This window comes from Flavobacterium fluviale, assembly GCF_003312915.1.
Lineage (GTDB): Bacteria > Bacteroidota > Bacteroidia > Flavobacteriales > Flavobacteriaceae > Flavobacterium > Flavobacterium fluviale.
Map to the genome: position 1 here is coordinate 3,682,779 of NZ_CP030261.1, position 21,146 is coordinate 3,703,924.

General features: G+C 35.4%; 24 protein-coding genes. 20 read left to right on the top strand and 4 right to left on the bottom strand.

Annotated features, from left to right (window positions below):
* Positions 1-190: 190 nt before the first annotated feature.
* On the bottom strand, positions 191-1,213 hold the full coding sequence (locus tag HYN86_RS16205) for a hypothetical protein (RefSeq protein ID WP_113678981.1): 1,023 nt from the start codon (positions 1,211-1,213) through the stop codon (positions 191-193).
* Between the two features lie 198 nt (positions 1,214-1,411).
* On the opposite strand from HYN86_RS16205, the gene HYN86_RS16210 reads away from it, so the two are divergent.
* The 9 genes from HYN86_RS16210 to HYN86_RS16250 all read left to right on the top strand — a co-directional run bounded on the left by HYN86_RS16210 (position 1,412) and on the right by HYN86_RS16250 (position 8,707).
* Positions 1,412-1,927 carry an RNA polymerase sigma factor gene (locus HYN86_RS16210; protein ID WP_113678982.1) on the top strand — a complete coding sequence of 172 codons (516 nt, stop codon included), beginning with the start codon at positions 1,412-1,414 and terminating at the stop codon, positions 1,925-1,927.
* Between the two features lie 50 nt (positions 1,928-1,977).
* Positions 1,978-2,877: a FecR family protein gene (locus HYN86_RS16215; RefSeq protein ID WP_113678983.1), complete on the top strand. Its 900-nt coding sequence runs from the start codon at positions 1,978-1,980 to the stop codon at positions 2,875-2,877.
* An 84-nt stretch (positions 2,878-2,961) separates the two neighbouring features.
* Entirely contained in the window at positions 2,962-5,412 is a 2,451-nt protein-coding gene (locus HYN86_RS16220; RefSeq protein WP_230406379.1) for a TonB-dependent receptor, read from the top strand.
* A 130-nt stretch (positions 5,413-5,542) separates the two neighbouring features.
* Complete coding sequence (locus tag HYN86_RS16225; RefSeq protein ID WP_113678985.1) at positions 5,543-5,950, top strand: OB-fold protein; 408 nt, start codon at positions 5,543-5,545, stop codon at positions 5,948-5,950.
* 8 nt (positions 5,951-5,958) lie between these two features.
* Positions 5,959-6,801, top strand: a complete 843-nt coding sequence (locus HYN86_RS16230) for a DUF5777 family beta-barrel protein (RefSeq protein WP_113679971.1) — start codon at positions 5,959-5,961, stop codon at positions 6,799-6,801.
* A gap of 21 nt (positions 6,802-6,822) precedes the next feature.
* Entirely contained in the window at positions 6,823-7,227 is a 405-nt protein-coding gene (locus HYN86_RS16235) for a cytochrome c (RefSeq protein WP_113678986.1), read from the top strand.
* 5 nt (positions 7,228-7,232) lie between these two features.
* A complete protein-coding gene (locus HYN86_RS16240) occupies positions 7,233-7,787 on the top strand; it encodes a YceI family protein (protein WP_230406380.1) in 555 nt (184 codons plus the stop codon).
* A gap of 148 nt (positions 7,788-7,935) precedes the next feature.
* Positions 7,936-8,337 carry a hypothetical protein gene (locus HYN86_RS16245; RefSeq protein WP_113678988.1) on the top strand — a complete coding sequence of 134 codons (402 nt, stop codon included), beginning with the start codon at positions 7,936-7,938 and terminating at the stop codon, positions 8,335-8,337.
* A 103-nt stretch (positions 8,338-8,440) separates the two neighbouring features.
* The gene (locus HYN86_RS16250) at positions 8,441-8,707 is read left to right on the top strand and encodes a hypothetical protein (RefSeq protein WP_113678989.1); all 267 of its coding nucleotides are present in this window, start codon (positions 8,441-8,443) and stop codon (positions 8,705-8,707) included.
* A gap of 128 nt (positions 8,708-8,835) precedes the next feature.
* Here the strand turns inward: HYN86_RS16250 and HYN86_RS16255 are convergent, their stop codons facing one another.
* Positions 8,836-9,156: a nuclear transport factor 2-like protein gene (locus tag HYN86_RS16255; RefSeq protein WP_113678990.1), complete on the bottom strand. Its 321-nt coding sequence runs from the start codon at positions 9,154-9,156 to the stop codon at positions 8,836-8,838.
* Between the two features lie 98 nt (positions 9,157-9,254).
* On the bottom strand, positions 9,255-10,049 hold the full coding sequence (locus HYN86_RS16260; protein WP_230406381.1) for an SDR family oxidoreductase: 795 nt from the start codon (positions 10,047-10,049) through the stop codon (positions 9,255-9,257).
* Positions 10,050-10,172: 123 nt separating this feature from the next.
* On the opposite strand from HYN86_RS16260, the gene HYN86_RS16265 reads away from it, so the two are divergent.
* From HYN86_RS16265 to HYN86_RS16305, 9 genes are all read left to right on the top strand, one after another.
* Positions 10,173-10,556, top strand: a complete 384-nt coding sequence (locus HYN86_RS16265; RefSeq protein WP_113679973.1) for a winged helix-turn-helix transcriptional regulator — start codon at positions 10,173-10,175, stop codon at positions 10,554-10,556.
* 4 nt (positions 10,557-10,560) lie between these two features.
* Positions 10,561-11,481 carry a hypothetical protein gene (locus HYN86_RS16270; RefSeq protein WP_205334610.1) on the top strand — a complete coding sequence of 307 codons (921 nt, stop codon included), beginning with the start codon at positions 10,561-10,563 and terminating at the stop codon, positions 11,479-11,481.
* 189 nt (positions 11,482-11,670) lie between these two features.
* Positions 11,671-12,654: an SDR family NAD(P)-dependent oxidoreductase gene (locus HYN86_RS16275; RefSeq protein WP_113678991.1), complete on the top strand. Its 984-nt coding sequence runs from the start codon at positions 11,671-11,673 to the stop codon at positions 12,652-12,654.
* A 201-nt stretch (positions 12,655-12,855) separates the two neighbouring features.
* Positions 12,856-13,035 (top strand): DUF3606 domain-containing protein, encoded by a 180-nt coding sequence (locus tag HYN86_RS16280; RefSeq protein ID WP_113678992.1) that lies wholly within the window; start codon positions 12,856-12,858, stop codon positions 13,033-13,035.
* A gap of 4 nt (positions 13,036-13,039) precedes the next feature.
* Positions 13,040-13,243 (top strand): DUF2188 domain-containing protein, encoded by a 204-nt coding sequence (locus tag HYN86_RS16285; protein ID WP_113678993.1) that lies wholly within the window; start codon positions 13,040-13,042, stop codon positions 13,241-13,243.
* On the top strand, positions 13,233-13,451 hold the full coding sequence (locus HYN86_RS16290) for a hypothetical protein (RefSeq protein ID WP_113678994.1): 219 nt from the start codon (positions 13,233-13,235) through the stop codon (positions 13,449-13,451). Before HYN86_RS16285 ends, HYN86_RS16290 begins: the two co-directional genes overlap by 11 nt.
* A gap of 33 nt (positions 13,452-13,484) precedes the next feature.
* Positions 13,485-13,739, top strand: coding sequence for a hypothetical protein (locus tag HYN86_RS16295; RefSeq protein ID WP_113678995.1), 255 nt, complete (start codon positions 13,485-13,487; stop codon positions 13,737-13,739).
* Positions 13,740-14,008: 269 nt separating this feature from the next.
* Entirely contained in the window at positions 14,009-16,354 is a 2,346-nt protein-coding gene (locus HYN86_RS16300; protein ID WP_113678996.1) for an ATP-dependent helicase, read from the top strand.
* A 202-nt stretch (positions 16,355-16,556) separates the two neighbouring features.
* Positions 16,557-18,137 (top strand): FAD-dependent oxidoreductase, encoded by a 1,581-nt coding sequence (locus tag HYN86_RS16305; protein ID WP_113678997.1) that lies wholly within the window; start codon positions 16,557-16,559, stop codon positions 18,135-18,137.
* Between the two features lie 9 nt (positions 18,138-18,146).
* On the opposite strand, the gene HYN86_RS16310 is transcribed toward HYN86_RS16305, so the two are convergent.
* Positions 18,147-19,916: a mechanosensitive ion channel family protein gene (locus tag HYN86_RS16310; protein ID WP_113678998.1), complete on the bottom strand. Its 1,770-nt coding sequence runs from the start codon at positions 19,914-19,916 to the stop codon at positions 18,147-18,149.
* A gap of 260 nt (positions 19,917-20,176) precedes the next feature.
* Here HYN86_RS16310 and HYN86_RS21010 point away from each other — a divergent pair, with 260 nt between their 5' ends.
* On the top strand, positions 20,177-20,350 hold the full coding sequence (locus tag HYN86_RS21010) for a hypothetical protein (RefSeq protein WP_162789390.1): 174 nt from the start codon (positions 20,177-20,179) through the stop codon (positions 20,348-20,350).
* Positions 20,351-20,383: 33 nt separating this feature from the next.
* Positions 20,384-21,055, top strand: a complete 672-nt coding sequence (locus HYN86_RS16315; protein ID WP_113678999.1) for an SRPBCC family protein — start codon at positions 20,384-20,386, stop codon at positions 21,053-21,055.
* Positions 21,056-21,146 lie beyond the last annotated feature (91 nt).

Here is a 21,146-nt window from a genome sequence, read left to right on the forward strand (position 1 = left end):
TTTTTTTAACTGCTCACTTTTTTAACGCAAAGAACGCTAAGGTTTTTTCTAAAATATAATTAATATTTAAAGGTCGCAAAGCTTATTCAATACAAAACTTTGCGACCTTTATCATTACATAAAACTTTGCAAACCTTACGAAAAACCTTAGCGTTCTTTGCGGTAAAAAAAAACACACTTCTAGCAGTAATTATTTTTTCTGAAAGTAGAGATAATCAGTCGCAGTACCTACATCTCTTAATCGGATCTGAGAATTATTAAACTCAAATAATTTCCAGTTAAAATTCAATTTTCCAAGTAATTCACTTGTAAAATGAAGCTTCAGTTCTCGTACTCCATATTGGATAGTACTTTCCCATTGACCAGTTTCGTAAACGCCTCCTTTACTAGCCACAACAGATTTATCACTTTTAAAAATAAAAGAGTAACCAGTGTAGTTTGAGGTTTTTACGGTATCATCAAAATAATACGGAATTTCCCAAGAACCATTTGTTAGGGTTTGCTCAAAATCTAATGTTACAATATTATTGTCTGGGCAATAATCTATAGCATATTTAATAGCATTTTCGAACTCTAAATTATTGGTAATCGATTTTGTCTGACCGTTATAATCTGCTATCGTAATAGGATATCGTAAAGAAATATACTGACTCTCGTTTAAATTTTTAATAAAATTAAAAAATGCCTGATCACTTATAATCGATTGTGAACTTGCTATCTGACTAGCGCTGTTGTAAATATTAATTGTTATAGGATAATTGATTTTTAATCCATTAATTTTAGATAAAAGATCTGGATAAAGATTCCAGTAATCAATCAAAGAATCAAAATCAGTCTGATTTGGAATCAATTTTTCAATGTAATTATAGTATACCATAGTTACAGGAAAATCAATTTTTACAATATCATCATCATAATTACTGGCATTGATATTATCGACAACCTTTTGATAATCGGCAGTAGTATTAACTGCTATCTGCTCGTTGTTTACAGTAACCGTGTAAGGGAGTTTTATAGTACAATAGCTAGATCCGTCGATAACATTATCCTGAACAGTCTGCACCATTGCAACCCTCTGCAGATATGTGGTAAGCGGGGAAACATTTGTAATTGTTCCCTGTGAATTATTATTTTCTTCATCTGTTTCACTTTGACAGGAAAACAGCAGGAACAGGAAAACTGCGAATGATAAATATTTTTTCAAAAGGAACATATTTATGTTTTTACAAAGGTAATAAATTTTAAGAAACCGTTTTTTTAATAAAGCAACAACAAGAATTTCAGTATGTTCTTCTATACTAAATTATCAAAAGCCGATACCATTTTATTCTTGTATTAAACAATCGGCTTTGCTTTTACCCTACTTCAATTAAAAACAAATACTTTTGCGTCGTACAAACTGAGAACCTACATGCCAGATAAAAACCAATCCAATACTTGTGATGAAATAATTTTTTCGTCTTTCTTCAAAAGTCATATCAAAGCGCTTCGGAATTTTCTTTTATACAAATTTGGCAACGCAGAGCAAGCAGAAGATGCAGCTCAGGAAGCATTCGTAAAACTTTGGCAGAACTGTGCTTCGGTGCCGTTAGAAAAGGCAAAATCATATATTTACACGATTGCGAACAACACTACTCTAAACCAGATTGCACATCAGAAAGTTGTTTTGAAATATGAAAAAAATTTTACGGGTTTAGACAAAACAAATCAAAGTCCAGAATATCTTCTGGAAGAAAAACAGTTTCAAGCCAAACTTTTAAAAGCCATAGAAAACCTAAACGAAAAACAGCGTACTGCTTTTTTGATGCATCGAATCGACGGCAAAAAATACAGTGAAATTGCCTTAGAACTCAATATCAGCGTAAAGGCAGTAGAAAAACGCATTCATTTAGCCCTTTTAAGTTTACGTAAAGAAATTGATATCTAAAAAGTAGGGTAAATTTAGTTCTAATTGTTTTAATTAAATAATACGATAAAATGAAAAAAGATCGCTTATTAGCAAAATGGCTCAACGATGATTTATCTCCGGATGAATTGGCGGAATTTGAGGCGAGCCCTGATTTTGAAAAATACCAAAAGATAAAGAAATATACAGCTCATCTAGAGACAGATGACTTTGATGAAAATACTATGCTGTCTAACATTTTAAGCCAGAAAAAACCAGCTCCAAAAGTTGTTCCGTTATACAGAAAATGGATGTTTCGAGCTGCTGCTATATTTGTCCTCGCATTTGGAGTTACCTTTGCGATGAAAGTTTTTATGTCTGAGACAGAAACTGCAGACTTTGGAAAAAAGACCACTTTTTCACTACCCGATCATTCTGAAGTAGTGTTAAACTCCGGTTCTGAAATAAACTATAAAAAGTGGAACTGGGACAATAACAGACATCTTGAGTTAAAAGGAGAAGCGTATTTCAAGGTTGCAAAAGGAAAACGTTTTGAAGTGGAAACAAACTTGGGAAAAGTAACCGTTTTAGGAACACAGTTTAATGTTAAAAACAGAAAAAACAGGTTTGATGTGGTGTGTTATGAAGGACGTGTAAAAGTAAATTATGCTTCGACTGAAATTCTGTTAACCCACGGTCAAAGCGTGAGTTTTGAAAACGGAAAGCAGGTTAAAATGACTGTAAATTCGTCGAAACCAGAATGGATGAACAATCAAATATGCTTTTATCAGGAAAACATACAAAGCCTTTTGGAAGAGGTTGAAAGACAATACAATATTAAGATCGAGTTAAACGCCAAAGACACGATCTCTTTATTTACAGGAAAGTTACCTGCTAAAGACTTAACTACAGCTTTGCAGATTATCAGTACCACGTATCATCTAAAAGCCAAAAAAGTCTCTGAAAACAAAATAATTTTTGACGAAAAATAAATGCTCCGCCCCAGAAAATTTCATTTTTTGTTTATTCTAATACTCCTTGCCCTGAATCTTTCTGCTCAGGACAAGAGCAAATTAATGCCTTTCAAAAAAATAATTCTTGACATTGAAAAACAACATGATGTCAATTTTAATTACACGGAGGATAACATTGCAGGATTGGAAATCAATCCTCCAAAAAGATCTCTTTCGTTAGAACAAAAACTGGAATATCTGGAAAAAAAAACGGATTTATCTTTTGAAAATATTGGAAACAAATTCATCAATATTTATAAAAAAGATAACGCCCCAGAAATGATCTGCGGTTATGTTATTTCAGACGCTGATAAAAAACCTATTGCAAACGCTAATATTAGTTTGCCTGACAAAACTCAGTTTACCACCGATTCAGAAGGTTATTTTGAATTTATAAAAGAAGACAAAACTACTTTTACAATTAGTCACGTAGGTTTTATATCCAAAAGAATTACGGCCAGCAATTTGGATTCTAAAAATTGTCCACAGATATTTTTGGAACCTGAAATAACAGAACTGCACGAGATAAAAGCCAATTCAATTTTAGCATCAGGAATTTCCAAAAACAACGACGGATCGTTTATAATTAAACCTAAAAAATTTGGTATACTTCCCGGACTTATCGAACCTGATGCTTTACAGACTATGCAGCAGATTCCTGGTGTAAACAGTCTTGACGAAAGTGTTTCCAGCATTAATGTTAGAGGCGGTACACACGACCAGAATTTATTTTTATGGAATGGAATCCGAATGTTTCAAACGGGACATTTTTTTGGTTTAATATCTGTTTTCAATCCCAACTTAGCACATACAATTTCTATCTATAAAAACGGAAGTTCTGCTTTTTATGGCGAAAGTGTATCCAGTGTTGTGGCTATTTCTTCTACTGCCGAAACAGCAGAAAAAAACACCTTTAGTGCAGGAATCAATATGATTAATGCAGATGTCTATGCAAAATACAATCTTTCTAAAAAAAGTTATATTGAAATTTCTGCCCGTAAATCGATTACCGATTTTGTAGAGACTCCTACTTACAAAGAATATTTTAATAAGGTTTTTCAAAACACAACCATCACAGATTTTTCTCAAAATCAAAACGTAAATTATCAAAGCGACAAAAAATTTGGTTTTTACGATGCTACACTCAAATATGCCCAAAAAATAGGATCTAAAGATCAAATAATACTCGATTTAATTACCATAAAAGATAATCTGGAAGTTTTTCAAAGTGCCACTGTCTACAACACCAATAAATCAGAAGATAATGTGCTGCGCCAGCAGAATTATGGAGGAAATTTGTCATGGAGAAGAAACTGGAACAGCTTCAACACTACCAAAATTAATTTCTACAATTCTTCTTATGAACTTCTTGCCAATCAGAAAACGACTTTAGGAGATCAAGTTGTTATTCAGGAAAATACAGTTAACAATAACGGCATTAACTTGGAGAACAATCATATTATTAATTCTAATTTTAGTTTTAATGAGGGGTATCAGTTCAATGAAATTGGTATCACTAATTTGGAACAGGTAACGAATCCAGATTTTTATCGCAGGGTAAAAGATGTACTTCGAACTCATGCTTTAATTGTAGAAGGAAAATATAACGATACCATTTCCAAAATCTATTTTAAAGCTGGAATGCGCCTTAATTATATTGAAAAATTTAAAAAATACATTGCAGAACCTAGAATACAATTGGCATACGGCATCAGTAAAAATCTAAATCTGGAACTTCTGGGTGAGATTAAAAGTCAAAACTCACAGCAGATTATTGATTTACAGAAAGATTATTTTGGAATTGAAAAACGACGCTGGATCATTTCAAACAATACTACAATTCCCATTCAAAAAAGCAGGCAGTTATCTTTAAATTTATTCTATAAAAAGAATGACTGGCTTCTTGACATTGAAAATTTTTATAAAAAAGTAATCGGAATTACCACTTCCAGCCAGGGTTTTCAGAACCAGTTAGAATTTGTTCGAACTACAGGCAATTATGAAGTTTGGGGAACAGAAATGCTTATTCAAAAAAAAATAAATCAGTTTCTAACTTGGTTTAGCTATACGTACAATGAAAACAATTATCATTTCCCCAATTACGAATATCCTACTTTTCCAAATAACTTTGAGCTGACCCATACTTTATCGTGGGCGGGGATTTATGAGAAAAACAATTTCAAAATTGCTTTGGGAACAAAATGGTCTTCGGGCCGTCCAAAAACCTCTCCAGATTTTGCACAAATAGATCCTTCCGATCCTGTTTTGTTTTATAACAGACCCAATAATACCAATCTGCATATTTTCTCGCAAGTTAATATTTCTTCGACTTACAAGTGGGAAACATCAAATGGAATTCAGTACAAAATTGGAATCTCCATCTTAAATATTCTGAACCGTAAAAACGAAATCAGCGAATATTATAGAATAAGTTCCCTAACAAATTCTATAGAAGAAGTTGATACTTTTTCGCTGCAGCGAACTCCAAATGTAAGCTTTAGAGTTTCTTTTTAAATCTCTTTTCCTAAGAGTTTTGAAAACTCTTATTCTTCTTTTTTATTTTTTTTCAAAAAACAACGATTCTTTGGTAGGGTAATTTTTATCAAGGCTGTTTTACTATTAAATCTTATCAAAATAATAAAAAATGAAAAGAAGAAAAACAGCAATAGTAACTGCCGTATTACTAATAATGATTTCAGCAGGTATCTACTTTTACTACGGATTCCTATTTAAAGAAGCCCGGAATATCGAATCAGAAACTCCTGATTACACTATAACTGCCGTAAAACTACTGGAAGATTATAACACGAATCCCAAAAAAGCCGATTCTTTATACCTCAACAAGACTATTGAAATTATAGGCAGAGTAACCAAAGAAACAGATTCTGTGATCACTCTTGAAAATACAGTTTTCTGTCTCTTCAATCAAAAACTAAAAAATAAATCTGCAAATACTATTACTAGAGTTAAAGGTAAATGTATCGGATACGATGAACTTTTTCAAGAAGTCAAATTAGACCAATGCACATTATTAAACAAACAAATCAATTAATCAATTTTATGAAGAAATTTTTAGTTCCAATCTGCTTTTTTCTGACGGCCATGGCATATTCACAAGATGACTTGCTGCAGGGTCTTGATTCTACTCAGGTAGAAGAAAATTACTCAACCGCAACTTTTAAAGCTTTACAGCTGGTAACGCTGCAAACCACAAAAATGCCGGCAAAAAAAGAGTTTTATTTTGTGGTATCACATCGTTTTGGTACCGTTAAAGATGGTTTCGACAGCTTTTTTGGTCTTGATAATGCCACTACAAAACTAGGCGGTATATATGGCGTAACCGACTGGTTATCGGTAAGTCTTTCCAGACATACCTTAAACAAAATGTACGAAACGGGATTAAAATACAGAGTTGCGAGACAAAACGATAATTTTCCTTTGGACATTGTTGGTTACAGTGTTGCAGATATAAACACTTTCTTAGAAAAAGATCAATATCCGGGTTTAGAGTTTAAACATCGCCTTACGTATGTGCAGCAGGTTTTAATATCGAGAAAGGTGAGCGAAAAACTGTCAGTGGAATTAGTCCCATCATTTATCCACAAAAACCTTTACAATCCTGATATCGAAAGAGATAATCAGTTTTCTTTTGGTGGCGGCGGACGCTATAAAATCACCAAAAGATTATCTGTCAATTTAGAATACATGCACAATTTTGACAAACCAGACTTTTACAACAATCCATTGTCTGTAGGTCTTGACGTAGAAACCGGCGGACACGTATTCCAGTTAATCTTTACCAATTCCCAATCTATGAGCGAGAGTGGATACCTCACGAATGCATCTGGAGACTGGGGTAAAGGAGACTTCTTCTTTGGCTTTAACTTATACCGAGTATTTTAATAACTATAAATCAATAAAATCATGAAAAAAACAATCCTACTTACCATTTTACTAGCGGCATTTGCAAGCTGTAGTGACTCAGATACGGTTCAAGAGATCGAAACGCCAACAACTCCGACCACACCGACAAATCCAACAAACCCGACCAATCCAACGAATCCAACAACTTCAATTACTTACAGTAAAGATGTAAAATCTATTATTGATGCCAATTGTATCAGCTGTCATGCTAGTGGAAGATCTGCAGCGTTTAGACCTTTAACTACTTATGCCCAAGTTAAAGCTGCTGTTGAAAATTCTGGTTTATTAAACCGAATTCAATTGCAAAGCGGCCAGCAGGGACTTATGCCTCAAGGTGGAAGAATGGCGCAGGCTAACATTGACTTAATCGTAAAATGGAACACGGACGGATTAAAAGAAAATTAATCATTATGAAAAAATCATTGCTAAATTCCTTCGTTTTGCTGTTGATTTTTGCCGCAGTTACAAATGCTTCTGCACAAAAATTAATTACAAAAACAGGAAACATCAAATTTCAAGCTTCGATGCCTTCTTATGAAGAAGTTGCAGCCGAAAACAAATCTGTGTCTGCAGTTCTCGATCAGTCAACTGGTGATTTTGCTTCTTTAGTTTTAATAAAAGGATTCCGATTTAAAGTTGCTTTAATGGAAGAGCATTTTAATGAAAATTACATGGAATCTGAGAAATTCTCGAAAGCAACTTTCAAAGGAAAAATAGAAGATTTTGATATTTCGAAGATTACCAGCACTCCCAAAAATTTTACTTTAAAGGGCGATCTTACCATTCACGGCAAAACAAAACCTGTCACGGTAATCATAAAAATTTCTAAAGCGGTCAGCGGAGTTAATGCAATTGGTGCTTTTGAAGTAAAACCAGAAGATTTTGATATCGAAATACCAAGTCTTGTGAGAAAGAAAGTTGCCGATAAAATAAAAATCAATTACAATTTTTTATTAGTTAAGTAATCTTTCAAAAGGTGCTTTTTAGTAAAAAAACCACACTTCAAAGATCTGGATCGAATTATTGATTTAGAACCTCATTAAACATGACTAATGTTCTGGGGTCAGTTTTTATATAAGCTGGCCTCTTTTTTTTAACCTCAATCCAAATTAGATGATCTGCAAAAACTACGTTGTTACCGGAGAAGATGTAAATGATTTTATGGTTATGGAAAGTACTTCATACATTTCATACACAGTACGATTATTGTATCATTTTTTATTTTATAATGGATTTTCAAAAGAGAAACTTAACACTCTGAATCTTGATCTGCACGAAGGAAATCATGAATTGATTTGTTATAAAGATCTTATGTTTACCGAGCATTTTTTTGTGGAACTCACACATTTTTATATCGATGATAAAATTAATATTAAAAGCTGTTTTTTCAATTACAAAAATGAATGCTGTGCCGAAGTCACTAAAGAAATCGAATGGTTTGACCCGCTCCGCAGTGAGATTATTGCCACACCAAAACAAATTTTAAAACATTTTAGCACTGGTTATCAAGCTTAAGACTAATATTATACTTCAATTTCTTACCTATTTTTTTTATATTTAGATTATTTCTCTGTCACTTCCAGATGATTTTCATTACATCATAAAAAAGATAAAACCAATGAACCAAAAAAAGAACTCTGATTTATTAAAAGTCATAGGTACTCCGATGGAATATTCAGACGACAAATATCTGGTTTATGTTGAACTTTATAAGACAACAAAGACTCTTAAAAAAATAATTTCAAAGCATTGCGAAATTACATCGGAGATGGAGTTTGGTTACATTTGTGAAGTAACCATGCAGGGGATTCCAGAAATCGTACGTTCATTAGCATTAAAAAATCATGCTGTTTATCAAATCGTCCGACTTAGTAAAGTCTTATAGTAGTGTTAGTAACTCTCAGTTGCTGCAAACTGAAAAAAAGTTTAGCCGCTAGAAGAATCATACAGCAATAAATTCTTAAGCTGCATAATTCTTCTAATTGCTGTTAACTTAATTTCTGATTTTATTTTTTAATGAATTTCTAATGAATTAATGAGTTTGCCCTCAAACTCTAAATTATAGGTAAGAACTAAAGGACTTCCTGGAAAAGTTCCAGATACTTCAGCTTTTAATACGCCTTTTTCAGCATCTCTTTCAAACGTCAAAGGTTTCATTACTGCATTATACTCCTTAGCGCTTTTTGCTATCCAGTTTTTTATTTCTGTTCTACCGCTATAATTTTTCCCTTCATCCACTACTTCTGCTGTTTCTGAAAAACAATTGGCAAAAGCAGCACTGTCAAAATTGTTTTGTGCATTTACTAAATCTTGTATTACTTCTGGTAAGTTCATAATTTATTTATTTAATTGTTACTAATTCTTCTTTGTTGTTAAAAAATGTCAGACGTTCAAAAATCGCTTCGAATCTCTCCTTTTGATTCATTTTTAAATTAAATGGTTGGAATAGTACCGCCATCTATTACATACTCTGTTCCTGTTAGGTAGCTGGCTCTGGGCGAAGCAAGAAAACCAACGAGTTCTGCTACTTCCTCTGGCTTTGCGGGTCTTCCAAAAGGTATGCCTCCCAACGCATCCATTACACTTTTTTCGGCCTCTTCGACAGAGATATTATTACTTTCTGAGATGCGCTCCATCATTCGTATAGATGCCTCAGTCATAATCCATCCTGGCGAAACAGTCAGTACACGGACTCCTTTCGCAGATACCTCTTTAGACAAACCTTTGCTGTAATTAATAAGTCCCGCTTTTGCAGCAGCGTATGGCAGTGTGGAATCGTACAAAGGCAGTTTGCCCTGAATAGAGGCTATGTGAATAATAACACCACTTTTGTTCTCAATCATTTGAGGAAGAAAAGCTCGATCCAGCCGAACCGGAGCTAACAAATTTCCTTGTATCGCATCTTCCCAGTCTTGATTGGTTAATGCTGCAAATCCGCCGCCTGGAGTATCAGAACCTCCAAGATTGTTCACAAGAATATCCAGTTTACCGAATTTCTCCAATACTTCCTTAGCTGCTTTAATCGATCCTTCAGGTTTACTTAAATCTGCCGCAATAAAATGCAAAGCTTCATCTGGTGCTTCCGGCTGGTTTCTTGCAATGATAATTACTTGAGCGCCTGCATTTTTTAGTCGTTCTGCAATGGCTCTTCCTGCTCCTTTTGTTCCTCCTGTAACCAAGGCTGTTTTACCTGATAATTCATTTTGATAATCTATTCTCTGTTCCATATCTATTTGTTTTGTACAAATTTCATAAGTATGCAACTTTCTCACAAGTACGGGGTTACGATTCAGATACGGATAAATTTATCCCCTATTGCACAAATCAGAGCATACTCTTACTTTTACAATATGTACGAAAGAAAAACAATACCAAACTTAAACTGCGGACTTGACCTGATTGGTGAAGTGTTATATGGTAAGTGGAAGATCCGACTGCTGTGGTTTATTAATGAAGGCCACAAGAGACCGAGTGAATTACAGCGTAAGATCCCAGATGCCTCTCGCAGGGTTTTGAATGTCCAACTGAATGAATTAGAAGAACATGAACTCGTTGTTCGGAAAATATATCCTGTTGTTCCTCCTAAGGTGGAATACAGCCTAACCGAATTCGGCCAAAGCCTGATTCCTGTAATAGGTGCATTAGGCCAATGGGGAGATCAAAACCAAGAAAAACTCAGAAAATTAATTATCAAAAGATTTCCAGCTGCTGAGACTGAAGAAAACAAAAACTAAAAAAATGAAAAAAAGCAGATTAATTATCTATACTTATGTATATATCTTCTTGTCGGCAATAATTACTAATGCACAGCAAATCCAAGATCCAAAACTGAGCGAATTGACAATGCGTACTCAGACTTCGCCCGAAAGTATTTTCAAAAAGTTTCAGGACGCAGGAATGAATCCTGTAGATCATAAATTAACCAACATAGAAAAACAGAAACTAAACAATGCATTTTCTATACTTCCTCCTTTGCATCAAAAAATTCTAAAAAAGCATCTTCACAGTATTAGTTTTATGGACAATATGCCGAATACTGCCCTAACTTCGCCCGTTGAAACTGCTGATTCGATAAAAATGTTTAATATAACTTTTCGGGCTGAAATTCTAAACCAGACTATATCTGAATGGACAGCATGGAAAGAAAATACCTGCTATACAAAATCAGACAGCGATACCTACAAAGTTCTCATAGAAGCGGGTAACCTAGATGCCATTATATATGTACTGCTGCATGAAGCAACTCACGTTGTAGATGCTGTTTTAAACCTGACACCTCATCTGGATGAAAAAGAGAATTGGACTGGATCAACAACATTTACACAAAATGTGTGGGATAAATTCAATAAATCTGCTGAGAAAATTACTAGTCCTTTACTGGAGACTATTCTTTATAGAAGTGGAAAACCTATTGCTGTATCATCTGCGCCAGCTGTATATAAAGCACTTCAGCAAACACCCTTTGTTTCGTTATACAGTACAGCTTCTTGGTTTGAAGATCTCGCAGAAGCACTAACTATTTATCATTTGACAGAGAAAATGAAACAGCCCTATAAAGTTATCGTTCTAGAAAATGGAATTCCTGCTTTTGTATATGAGCCAAAAAAAAATAAACAGGTTAAAAAAAGACAGAAGCAGCTTGAGATATTCTATCAATAAAATCTCAAAACAGAGAATCATAAATCCATTAAACGATGCAAGGACAGCTAATATCTTTTAAATAAGGCAATCGCACTACACTCTAAATTAAAGTTTTCTTAAACCTTACTCCTTCGCAGAATATTTTTACTAACTTAAATCAATGTTTATCAAACAAATAAGCATTGTACAATTTAAATAGTAAAAAAAATGGAAGATATCACAATACAAGAAAACAGTCTTAAAGGAAAAAATGTAGTTATAACTGGAGCAAGCAGCGGTGTCGGCAGAGCGGCTGCAGAAGCTTTTGCGAAAGAAGGATGTAATATTATTGCAGTTGCCAGAGGACAGAAAGGCATAAATGAAATTGTAGCATTTTGCCGTGAGTTGAATGTTTTGTCTATTGGTGTCATTGCTGATATGTCAATAGCTGAAGATGTGGAGAAAGTCGCAGAGAAAGCTTTGGAAATCGGCGGCAAAATTGATATATGGGTAAATAATGCCGGGGTAATGGCAAGCGGAAAATTTGAAGAAATTCCTTTAGAAATTCATCAGCAGGTCCTTAAAACCAATTTATTTGGATATATGTATGGCGCTTATAATGCTGTCAAAATTTTTAAGAAGCAGAACGAAGGAATCTTAATTAACAACATTTCGATTGGAGGTTACATGCCAGCTCCCTACAGTGCAGTGTATTCTGCTTCAAAACATGGAATTAGGGGAATGATGGAATGTCTGCAGGGCGAAATTTCCAACCGCAGGAATATCCATATCTGTAATATGTATCCGCAGTTACAAAATTCTACTGGGAACCTGCATTCAGCCAAATATTCTGGTTTCGATATGAAAATTCCGTTTATTGCATCTGATCCGCGTGAAACCGCTGCGGGAATGGTAGAGCTCGCAAAACATCCTAAAAAAGATTTATTTCCAGATTTCCGCGCGGCTGCACTAACAAACATTTACAGATTATTTCCAAAAACAGTTATTAATACAGCATCTGCAGCCGTTCGTTTTAAAATGAAACATAACGACGCGAAGGAAGATAATCCTGGAAATGTTCTGACAAACTCAAAAGAACCACTTCGAGTGTACGGAAAAATTCCATCAAAAACATCCAATAGTTTAGGTATAGCTTTCCTAGCAGGATTGGGAGTCAGCGCTGCTCTAATGCTGATGACTAGAAAGCTTTAGAAACTTATATCAATACAAGAAGAGGTTAATTTTTCAGCCTTTCTCGATATAATTCACAACGCCGTCAACTACTTAGAACACTTCTCTTTAAAAATATAACTCATTGTAAATCATTACAATCCTGTAAAAAATGTATTTTATAATATAACAAGATTGTTTTCACTGATAGTAACTTTGGATAAACTAAAAAATTTAAAAATCATGGATGATCAATCAAACATAGGAAGAGAAAATGATTCGCACATTGATATAAGTGAATCAAAAGATGTGCAATACTGGTCTGAAAAACTTAATGTGCCAGAGGAAGTATTAAAAAATGCTGTACGAGCAGCAGGCACTAGTGTGGAAGACTTTATGGAGCATCTCGAACAAAACAGATAACATTATGCCTTGGTATAATGGGGACTATCCTCCGTCTTATAAAAATCAGCCCGCTGTAGTAAGAGAAAAAGCAGTAGAAATAGCCAATGCTCTACTACAAGATGGTGCAGAAGAAAGCGCTGCAATTGCTACGGGACTTAAACAAGCTCGGGAGCTTTTGGAAAATCATAAAGAAAAAACTGAAAAACCAGAGAATCATGGAAAATAACAAGTATAAAGATGCGGACAGCAATGACGAAAATCAAAGTATGCCGAGCACTTCAAGAAGTTCCAAAAAGTCTTCTGGAGAAAGCGCATGCGAAACAGTTCATTTAAAAGAAGGTCCATGGGATGATACTAAAAATGATAAGCATCAAAACCCAGAAGGAAAAAGCATTGCAGAAGCAACCGATCCTTCAAAGCTGTCTCAATTGTAAAATTATATCACAAATCAATTAAAGTAAAAAATTATGTCTAGAGAAAATTATGATAACTACGATCAGGACGAACGTACTTATCACGCAGCCGATGATTCCATAAATTCTGAACTTATGGAGAAAAAAGACCCAGCGGTCAACCAGCATGAAAACGATTCAAGAGGAATTCACAGCGATCGGTCTGAAGAAGAAAAAACCAGCCGCCATGAAGATGATTTTGATAACGATGCCAACAGAAGAACTCTTGATGAGGAAAAAGCTGTTGAAGATGAAGATGATGAGGACTAAGTCCAAACACTTTAAAAAAGAAAAATTATAATCAAGAAAAAGTCTTGAAGAGCATTTTTAATCAAACGATAAAAAATGCTCTTCAAGATTTTATTTTTACATCAGATTTCTTTTAAATAGTAACAATTAGCTCCTATTATTCTGCCAGTCTTAAAGTGCCCCTTCAGTACTTTATTACAGCTTAAATTATTTACCTAAATTTGTTCATTGAGTTCTTTGGTTTACACAATAAGAACAAATAAGTCCATCAAAAAAATACTGCTTGAAAAATGAATGACCCTATTCTAGAAAACCTTAATCCCAGCCAGCTGCAGGCCGTAAAAACTACGGAAGGCTATGTTCGTGTAATTGCCGGCGCAGGATCTGGAAAAACGAAGGCACTAACTTCAAGATTTGCTTATATCGTAGACAGACTGGGCATTAATTCCTCTAACATACTGTGCGTGACTTTTACCAATAAAGCAGCACAGGAAATGAAGAAACGCGTTAAAGCGCTTATTGGCGACACCTATGATGTGAGTTTTATTACGACCTATCACGGTTTCTGCGTGAGATTCTTACGCGAGGAAATCAACAAAATACATTATCCTAAAAATTTTATCATTCTGGATGCCGAAGATCAGAAAAGCATATTAAGAGATGTTTTTACCGAACTTCAGATCAACTCTAAACATTTGACTTTCAAACAAGTCCTGCGTTTTATATCCAAACAGAAAAGTTCTTCCAATTACCTTTCCTATATACTGGAAAATAAAAGTTTTGAACCCGACGAGAGCGACTCTTTATCAAGCCGTGTTTTCCAAGTATACCTTGACAAACAAAAGCGTAATTATGCCCTTGATTTTGATGACCTGATTCATTTTACGGCTTTTATCTTGGACCATAATCCAGATGTGCTTTTAAAGTGGCAGGAGAACCTCCACTACATTCAAGTTGACGAAGCGCAGGACAGCTCCGAAAGCCAGTTTCATCTTGTCGAAATCCTTTCGCGAGTTCATCAAAATTTATTTTTGGTTGGAGACCCCGATCAAACTATTTATGAATGGCGTGGTGCTAAACCGGAGTATCTGGTGGAATTTGATACCATCTTTCCCGATACACAGACCATCATCATGAACCGCAATTACCGCTCTACTCCTAACATTTTAAAAGTTGGGAATCATATCATTAAAAACAATACTGTAAGGGTCGACAAGGATATGATTACCGATAAACCCGAAGGTTTTGAAGTAGTGCATTTTCATGGAAAAAATGATTATGAAGAAAGTCTTTGGATAGCATCTGAAATCAAAGAAATTCTAAAATCAGAAGATGCGGCTTATTCAGACATTACAATACTTTACCGTTCTAATCATCTTTCTAGAAATATTGAGCAGGCACTTATTAAAGAAAATATTCCCTACACTATTTTTGGCGGTATCCGATTCTTTGAAAGAAAAGAAATTAAAGATGTGCTCTCGATGCTGCGGCTAATCGTACAGGGTGATAATTTCTCCTTTTTACGTATGCACAATCAGCCGACGCGTGGTCTTGGCAAAAAATTCTTAGAAAGGCTCATCTATATTGCCCAAGAACAGAATCTCTCGCTCCTGCAGGCACTGGAAAAAAATATAGATGATAAAGAACTCGCTAAAAAAGGCGCATTAGATTTCATCAAATTAATCACTGAATTAAAGCAAGATGCTGCAGCTAAATCCATATCAGATTTGGTAAAAATTATCTTGGATAAAAGCGGACTTTCTGAACTCTACAGAAAAGACGGCGACGAAGATAGACTCGAAAATATCAAAGAACTTGTCAATTCGATGTTACTGCTGGAAAAAGAAAATAATGCTCCTGTGAATATTATGGAATACCTGCAGGAAATTGCCTTGTACACGGATTTGGATGCCGATAGTGAAAAGCAGGATAAAGTACGCCTGATGACTATTCATATCTCTAAAGGTCTTGAATTTCCTTATGTTTTTCTCTGTGGTTTTACCGAAGGTGTGCTCCCAAGTGCTCTTTCGATTAAAGAAAGAAGAAAACGTGCTATCGAGGAAGAAAGAAGACTAATGTATGTGGCAGTGACAAGAGCCGAGAAAAGATTTTATATGACCGATTCTGAAGGCTTTAATTTCACTACCGGCCTCAACAAATATCCTTCAAGATTTCTCTTTGAAATTAGTGAGGAATTTTATGTGAGGAAAGGAAAACTGTCTCCTGAAATTATTGCAAATAGTAAAACAATGATTACTCAATCTTCTGGAGATAACAGCCTTAGATTTCAGGAAGGTGATATGGTAATGCATCCTGTATGGAACAAAGGAAAAATCAAATCTGTTGAAGCAGAGAAAAATCAATACATCGTTGAGTTTTTTGAAATAGGAAAAGAAAAAACAATAGATTTTAGTTTTAAACATCTAACTAAAGCCGAAGATACTAATTTGGATAATGAAGCTGATTTAACTGCGCATGATCTTCAGAAACAGCTTGAAAGTGTACCAAATCCTTTTGAACAAGAAGAAGATATTACGAATAAAAATCTACTTGAAGATCCCCAAAAAAATATTGACCAAAGTGCCAATGACAACGGCGGATCAGATGAAAAAAAATGGTGGAAACCTTGGAATTAGCATGGAATGGTTTTAAACCCAAAATTCAGTAACTCCTGAATTCCGCATGTAAATTAACGGTAACTTAAAACCTAACATTCTACAATTGTGTAAGATACAAATATAATCCTGTAACTAAAGCGTGCAGTAACAGAAGTAAATTTGACTGGCAGATTTACAGAATTTATCTGTTCCGTCAATCAATGATCTAAAGAATTACATTATGAAAAATGCAGCTGAAAAACTAAATGAAGGAAGTATTACCTCAGGTGAAAATGTTTCCTTCTGGATTGATACTACTGAAATTGCTTCTTTTAAAACGCCCGACAGAGACATTCATACTGAAGTACTGATTATTGGAGGCGGAATAGCCGGACTCACAACAGCTTACAATCTGTTGAAAGCAGGTAAAAAAGTGGTGTTGGTGGAAGACGGCTTTATAGGCAGCGGAGAAACTGGCCGTACAACTGCACATCTTACCAGTGCGCTCGATGATCGCTATTATTTTTTGGAAGATACATTTGGTAAAGAAGCTGCAAAACTGGCTGCAGAAAGTCATACTGCCGCTATTGCAGAAATTGAGAAAAATGTCACAGACTTAAATATTGACTGTTCTTTTAAAAGAGTAAACGGCTATCTTTTCCTGCATCCAACCGATAAAGAAAAAAATCTAGAAAAGGAATTTGAGGCCGCGCAAAATGCCGGTCTTAATATTGGTCTTTTAAAAAGTACTCCTGCAATAAGTAATGGTGAACAAACTCCTTGTCTCGCTTTTTACAATCAGGCACAATTTCATATACTCCATTATCTTAATGGACTGGCTCAAGCCATCACAGCTTTAGGAGGAGAGATTTACATCGAGGCACATGCTGAAAAAATCAGTAAAAATGGCGCTATTGTCAATAATTATAATTTTACGGCAGAAAGTATTGTGGTAGCTACCAACTCCCCTATTAATGATCTGGTAACCATGCATACCAAACAGGCAGCTTACAGAAGTTATGTGATTGCTGGAAAAATTCCAAAAGGAAGCCTTCCGTACGCTCTTTGGTGGGACACTGGTGATGCTGAATCTAAATGGCCTTCGCAGCCCTACCATTACGTACGAGTTGAAAACTTCGATGACAATTACGATCTGCTGATTTCTGGAGGCGAAGATCATAAAACAGGTCAGGCAGATGAAGAAGGTATTTCCGAATTTACACGATATGAAAAACTGGAACAATGGACAAGAAGCTATTTTCCACTATTTGAAGAAACTATTTATAAATGGTCGGGTCAGGTCATGGAGCCAGTGGATTCGCTCGGTTTTATGGGCCTAAATCCAGGAGATGAAAATATTTATATCATTACCGGCGATTCTGGAAACGGAATGACACACGCCACTATAGGAGCTCGTATAATTTGTGATGCTATTACTGGTAATAAAAACAAATGGGAAGATTTGTACAGTCCGTCCCGAATCACAGTCAAAACAGGTTTTGATTTTGCCAAAGAAGCAGTTAATACCGCTGCTCAATATCTCGACTGGGTGTCGGCGTCTGATTTAGAAAATACAGCAGAATTACAAGCAGGTCAAGGAGGCATAATGACTTCGAATCTCAAAAAAGTTGCCGTATATCGCGATTTCGACAATACTCTTCGAGCATTTTCAGCCGTTTGTCCGCATTTAGGCTGTATTGTTCAGTGGAACAATGATGAAAAATCTTTTGACTGCCCGTGCCACGGATCAAGATTTGCAGCTGATGGAACTGTTATAAACGGACCTGCAGATTCAGATCTAAAGCCGCTGCCTATTAAATGATTTTCTAAATTAATTTTTATCTTCATCAGGTTTAAAACTTCCGTCATCCGGATATTTGATACTTCCCTTAAGTTCTTCAACACGTTTGGGATCAAATTCAGGAAGCTGGAGTTCATTTTTTTCTTTCCATTTCTTAACGGTTTCAAACACTGCCTCTGCTTTTTCACTAGATGATGCAGTATCCCGCGCCATGTAGAGTGTCTGAGAAGGATAAGCTAAAGAAGTACCGCTGTTTTCAATTATATCCATCATACGAAGTAATAAATCTTCCTGCACTTCTTGGGATTTTTCAAAGTTAGGAGCTTCGATGTAAGCTGTTATTTCCACTTTTAGTGCGTCAGCGGTAATACCTGTAAATCTAACCACCGGCGTTGAATTGAGAACCGAAGGGTGAGCATACAATAAAGATCGGAGTTCTACCAGCAGGTAACGCATTTGGTCTGGAGCTGTATCCATCCTGAAATTAAATATCGGATTAAAAATAAAACGGTCGCGATGGGCAAAATTTTCTATTTTACTGGCCGATAACTGCCCATTTGGAATCGTTACTATAGTTCGCGCAGAAGTTCGAAGCATGGTAGAACGCATTCCAATAGATTCTACTGTCCCCTTGATATCATCTACTCTGCAATAATCTCCCACTCGTAGGGGCTGGTCTGCAATAAGACTAACACTTCCTACAAAATTTTCTATGGTTTTTTGCGCACCCAGCGCCAGAGCGATACCTCCAATACCTAATGCGGCAAGTCCAGCTGTAACATCCACACCTATAATTCCGAGTATCGCAATTATTCCAATAAAGACAATTGCTGCTTTAGTCGTACGACTTAAAAACAATATGGCAGAAACAGCAGAAATACGCCCGCGTCTAGTCATTCTGCTTCGCGTATACATACTAACAAAATCTGTCAACCTCCAAAGCAGTATTAAAAAAGCAACAATCCCAATAGTGATGATAATAATACTGAAGCGCTGGCGGACAATGATAGAAATACCCATTCTCTGAGTTAATGCCACAAACAAAATAACGGTAAGATACATTAAAACCGGCAGTGAAAAAGCTTCTATCACAGCCTTTCCCTTTTCGGTTGCCGCTTTTTTCCATACTTTCTGAATGACATAACCAGCACCAAACAGGAGCATTCTTGAGAGCAGATAAGACACTACGGTCATTATTACTACCACTGCCCAGTGTCCTATAGGAACATTTCCAAGCTTGCGCTCTTTTAAAACAGAAGGAAGCACGCGGTCTAAAAAAGTTTTTTCTCCTGTAATATCTGCAGACAGAATAGATTCTACTGTTTCAGCAGAAAAAAGCCATAATGCCGGCTGGCTGTCATCTGATTGATTCTCTACATAAAGTTGTATGGACGTTTTGCCTGCTGCTATATTTCCAACAAGATCAACACCTGCTGCCAAATCATCGTCTATTCGACCAATTTCTTTATTACTCACAATGGATGACGGAGAAAGATTACCGCCCTGATCCAACAAAAGCTGAAAAGTCTGCGCTATTTTAATTCTTTCAGCTGTTCTGCGATAGGAACGTTTACTTAAAACAAAATACTGGCTCGCCCTTAGATAATTCTGCTCTCCAATTGCCTTAATAAATCCATTAACTGTTCCCTGCGGCGTTCTTCTCCCCAAAGAATCGTCAGGAACTTTTGCCGGCTCTTCAGCAGTGGTTTTACTTGTGCCTAATAATTGGCCCGTCATTGTATGCGGAAGCAGTAATGCAAACAACATACAAAGCAGTAAACGTCTAACATATAAAATCATAAGCTTATTTCTTTTTCAGCAGTTGATCTATTAAAAATAAGAAATAATAGAACAAAAAGAAAATCCTTTACGAAAAAGAGTAAGTTTTATAGTATTCAAAACTCCCTTTTTTTATCTGCCAATATTTTTCACTTCAAAATAAATTCACACTATCAAACAGATCCATGTGATAATTTGACAACAAAATAGATTTTTCGTGTAAGTAAAAATTGATGCAGCTGACTTAAATTTAAGTTATCACAATTTAAAATAATAAAGCGATGGAAAACTTACCTAATTATAGCAGAGAAGAACTTCAAAAATGTCCTTATCATCAACAGCTTCAAGCTTCTGAAGATAAAAATGAGCAAGTCCACGTGAATACAGGAGACTGGGGAGAAGATCCGGATGAAGATGATACAAATCCGAATAGCTACGATAATCCGCAAAAATAAATTAAACTCATCTTAAATTAAAAAATATACCTTATGGGAACTTCAACATCATTACAAAAAACAGCTTCAAAGAGCAATGTAAACGTGTCAACATTTGAGCGCATCTTAATGTCGGCTGCAGGCTCTTATCTTTTATATAAAGGTTTGTCACAGGAAAAGAAAAATATTACCCAGATTACATCTGGAGGAGCGATGCTGGCAAGGGGAATTAGTGGTTACTGTCCTGTTTACAGCGCTGTAGACCATCTAAAAAATGATAAAAGTTCCAATGTTAACATCCGAACAAGTATTACAATCAACAGGCCGATTAACGAAGTTTATGCTTTCTGGCGTAATTTAGAAAATCTGCCAAAATTCATGAATCATTTGGAATCTGTAAAAACCCTTAACAGTACACAGTCTGAATGGACTGCAAAAGGTCCTGCAGGAATTGGAACAATAAGCTGGAAAGCTGCGATTATTAAAGATCAGAAAGAAAAATTGTTAAGCTGGCAGTCTCTAGATGAAGCTCCAGTTAAAAACTTTGGAAAGGTGCTTTTTAAAGCCGTTGGAAACGCTACTGAAATTGAAGTAACAATTTCCTACCGTGCCCCTCTTGGAATTGCCGGACAAGGAGCTGCAAAACTTCTTAACCCTCTTTTTGAAAAGATAGTACACGATGATATTCAAGGACTAAAATCTTACCTAGAAACTGAAAAAGAGTAATCAAATATAATTTTAAAAAACCTTTTGGATGATATTCAAAAGGTTTTTGCATTTAGCATTTTTACTTCATCTAAGCCATACAAATGCCATT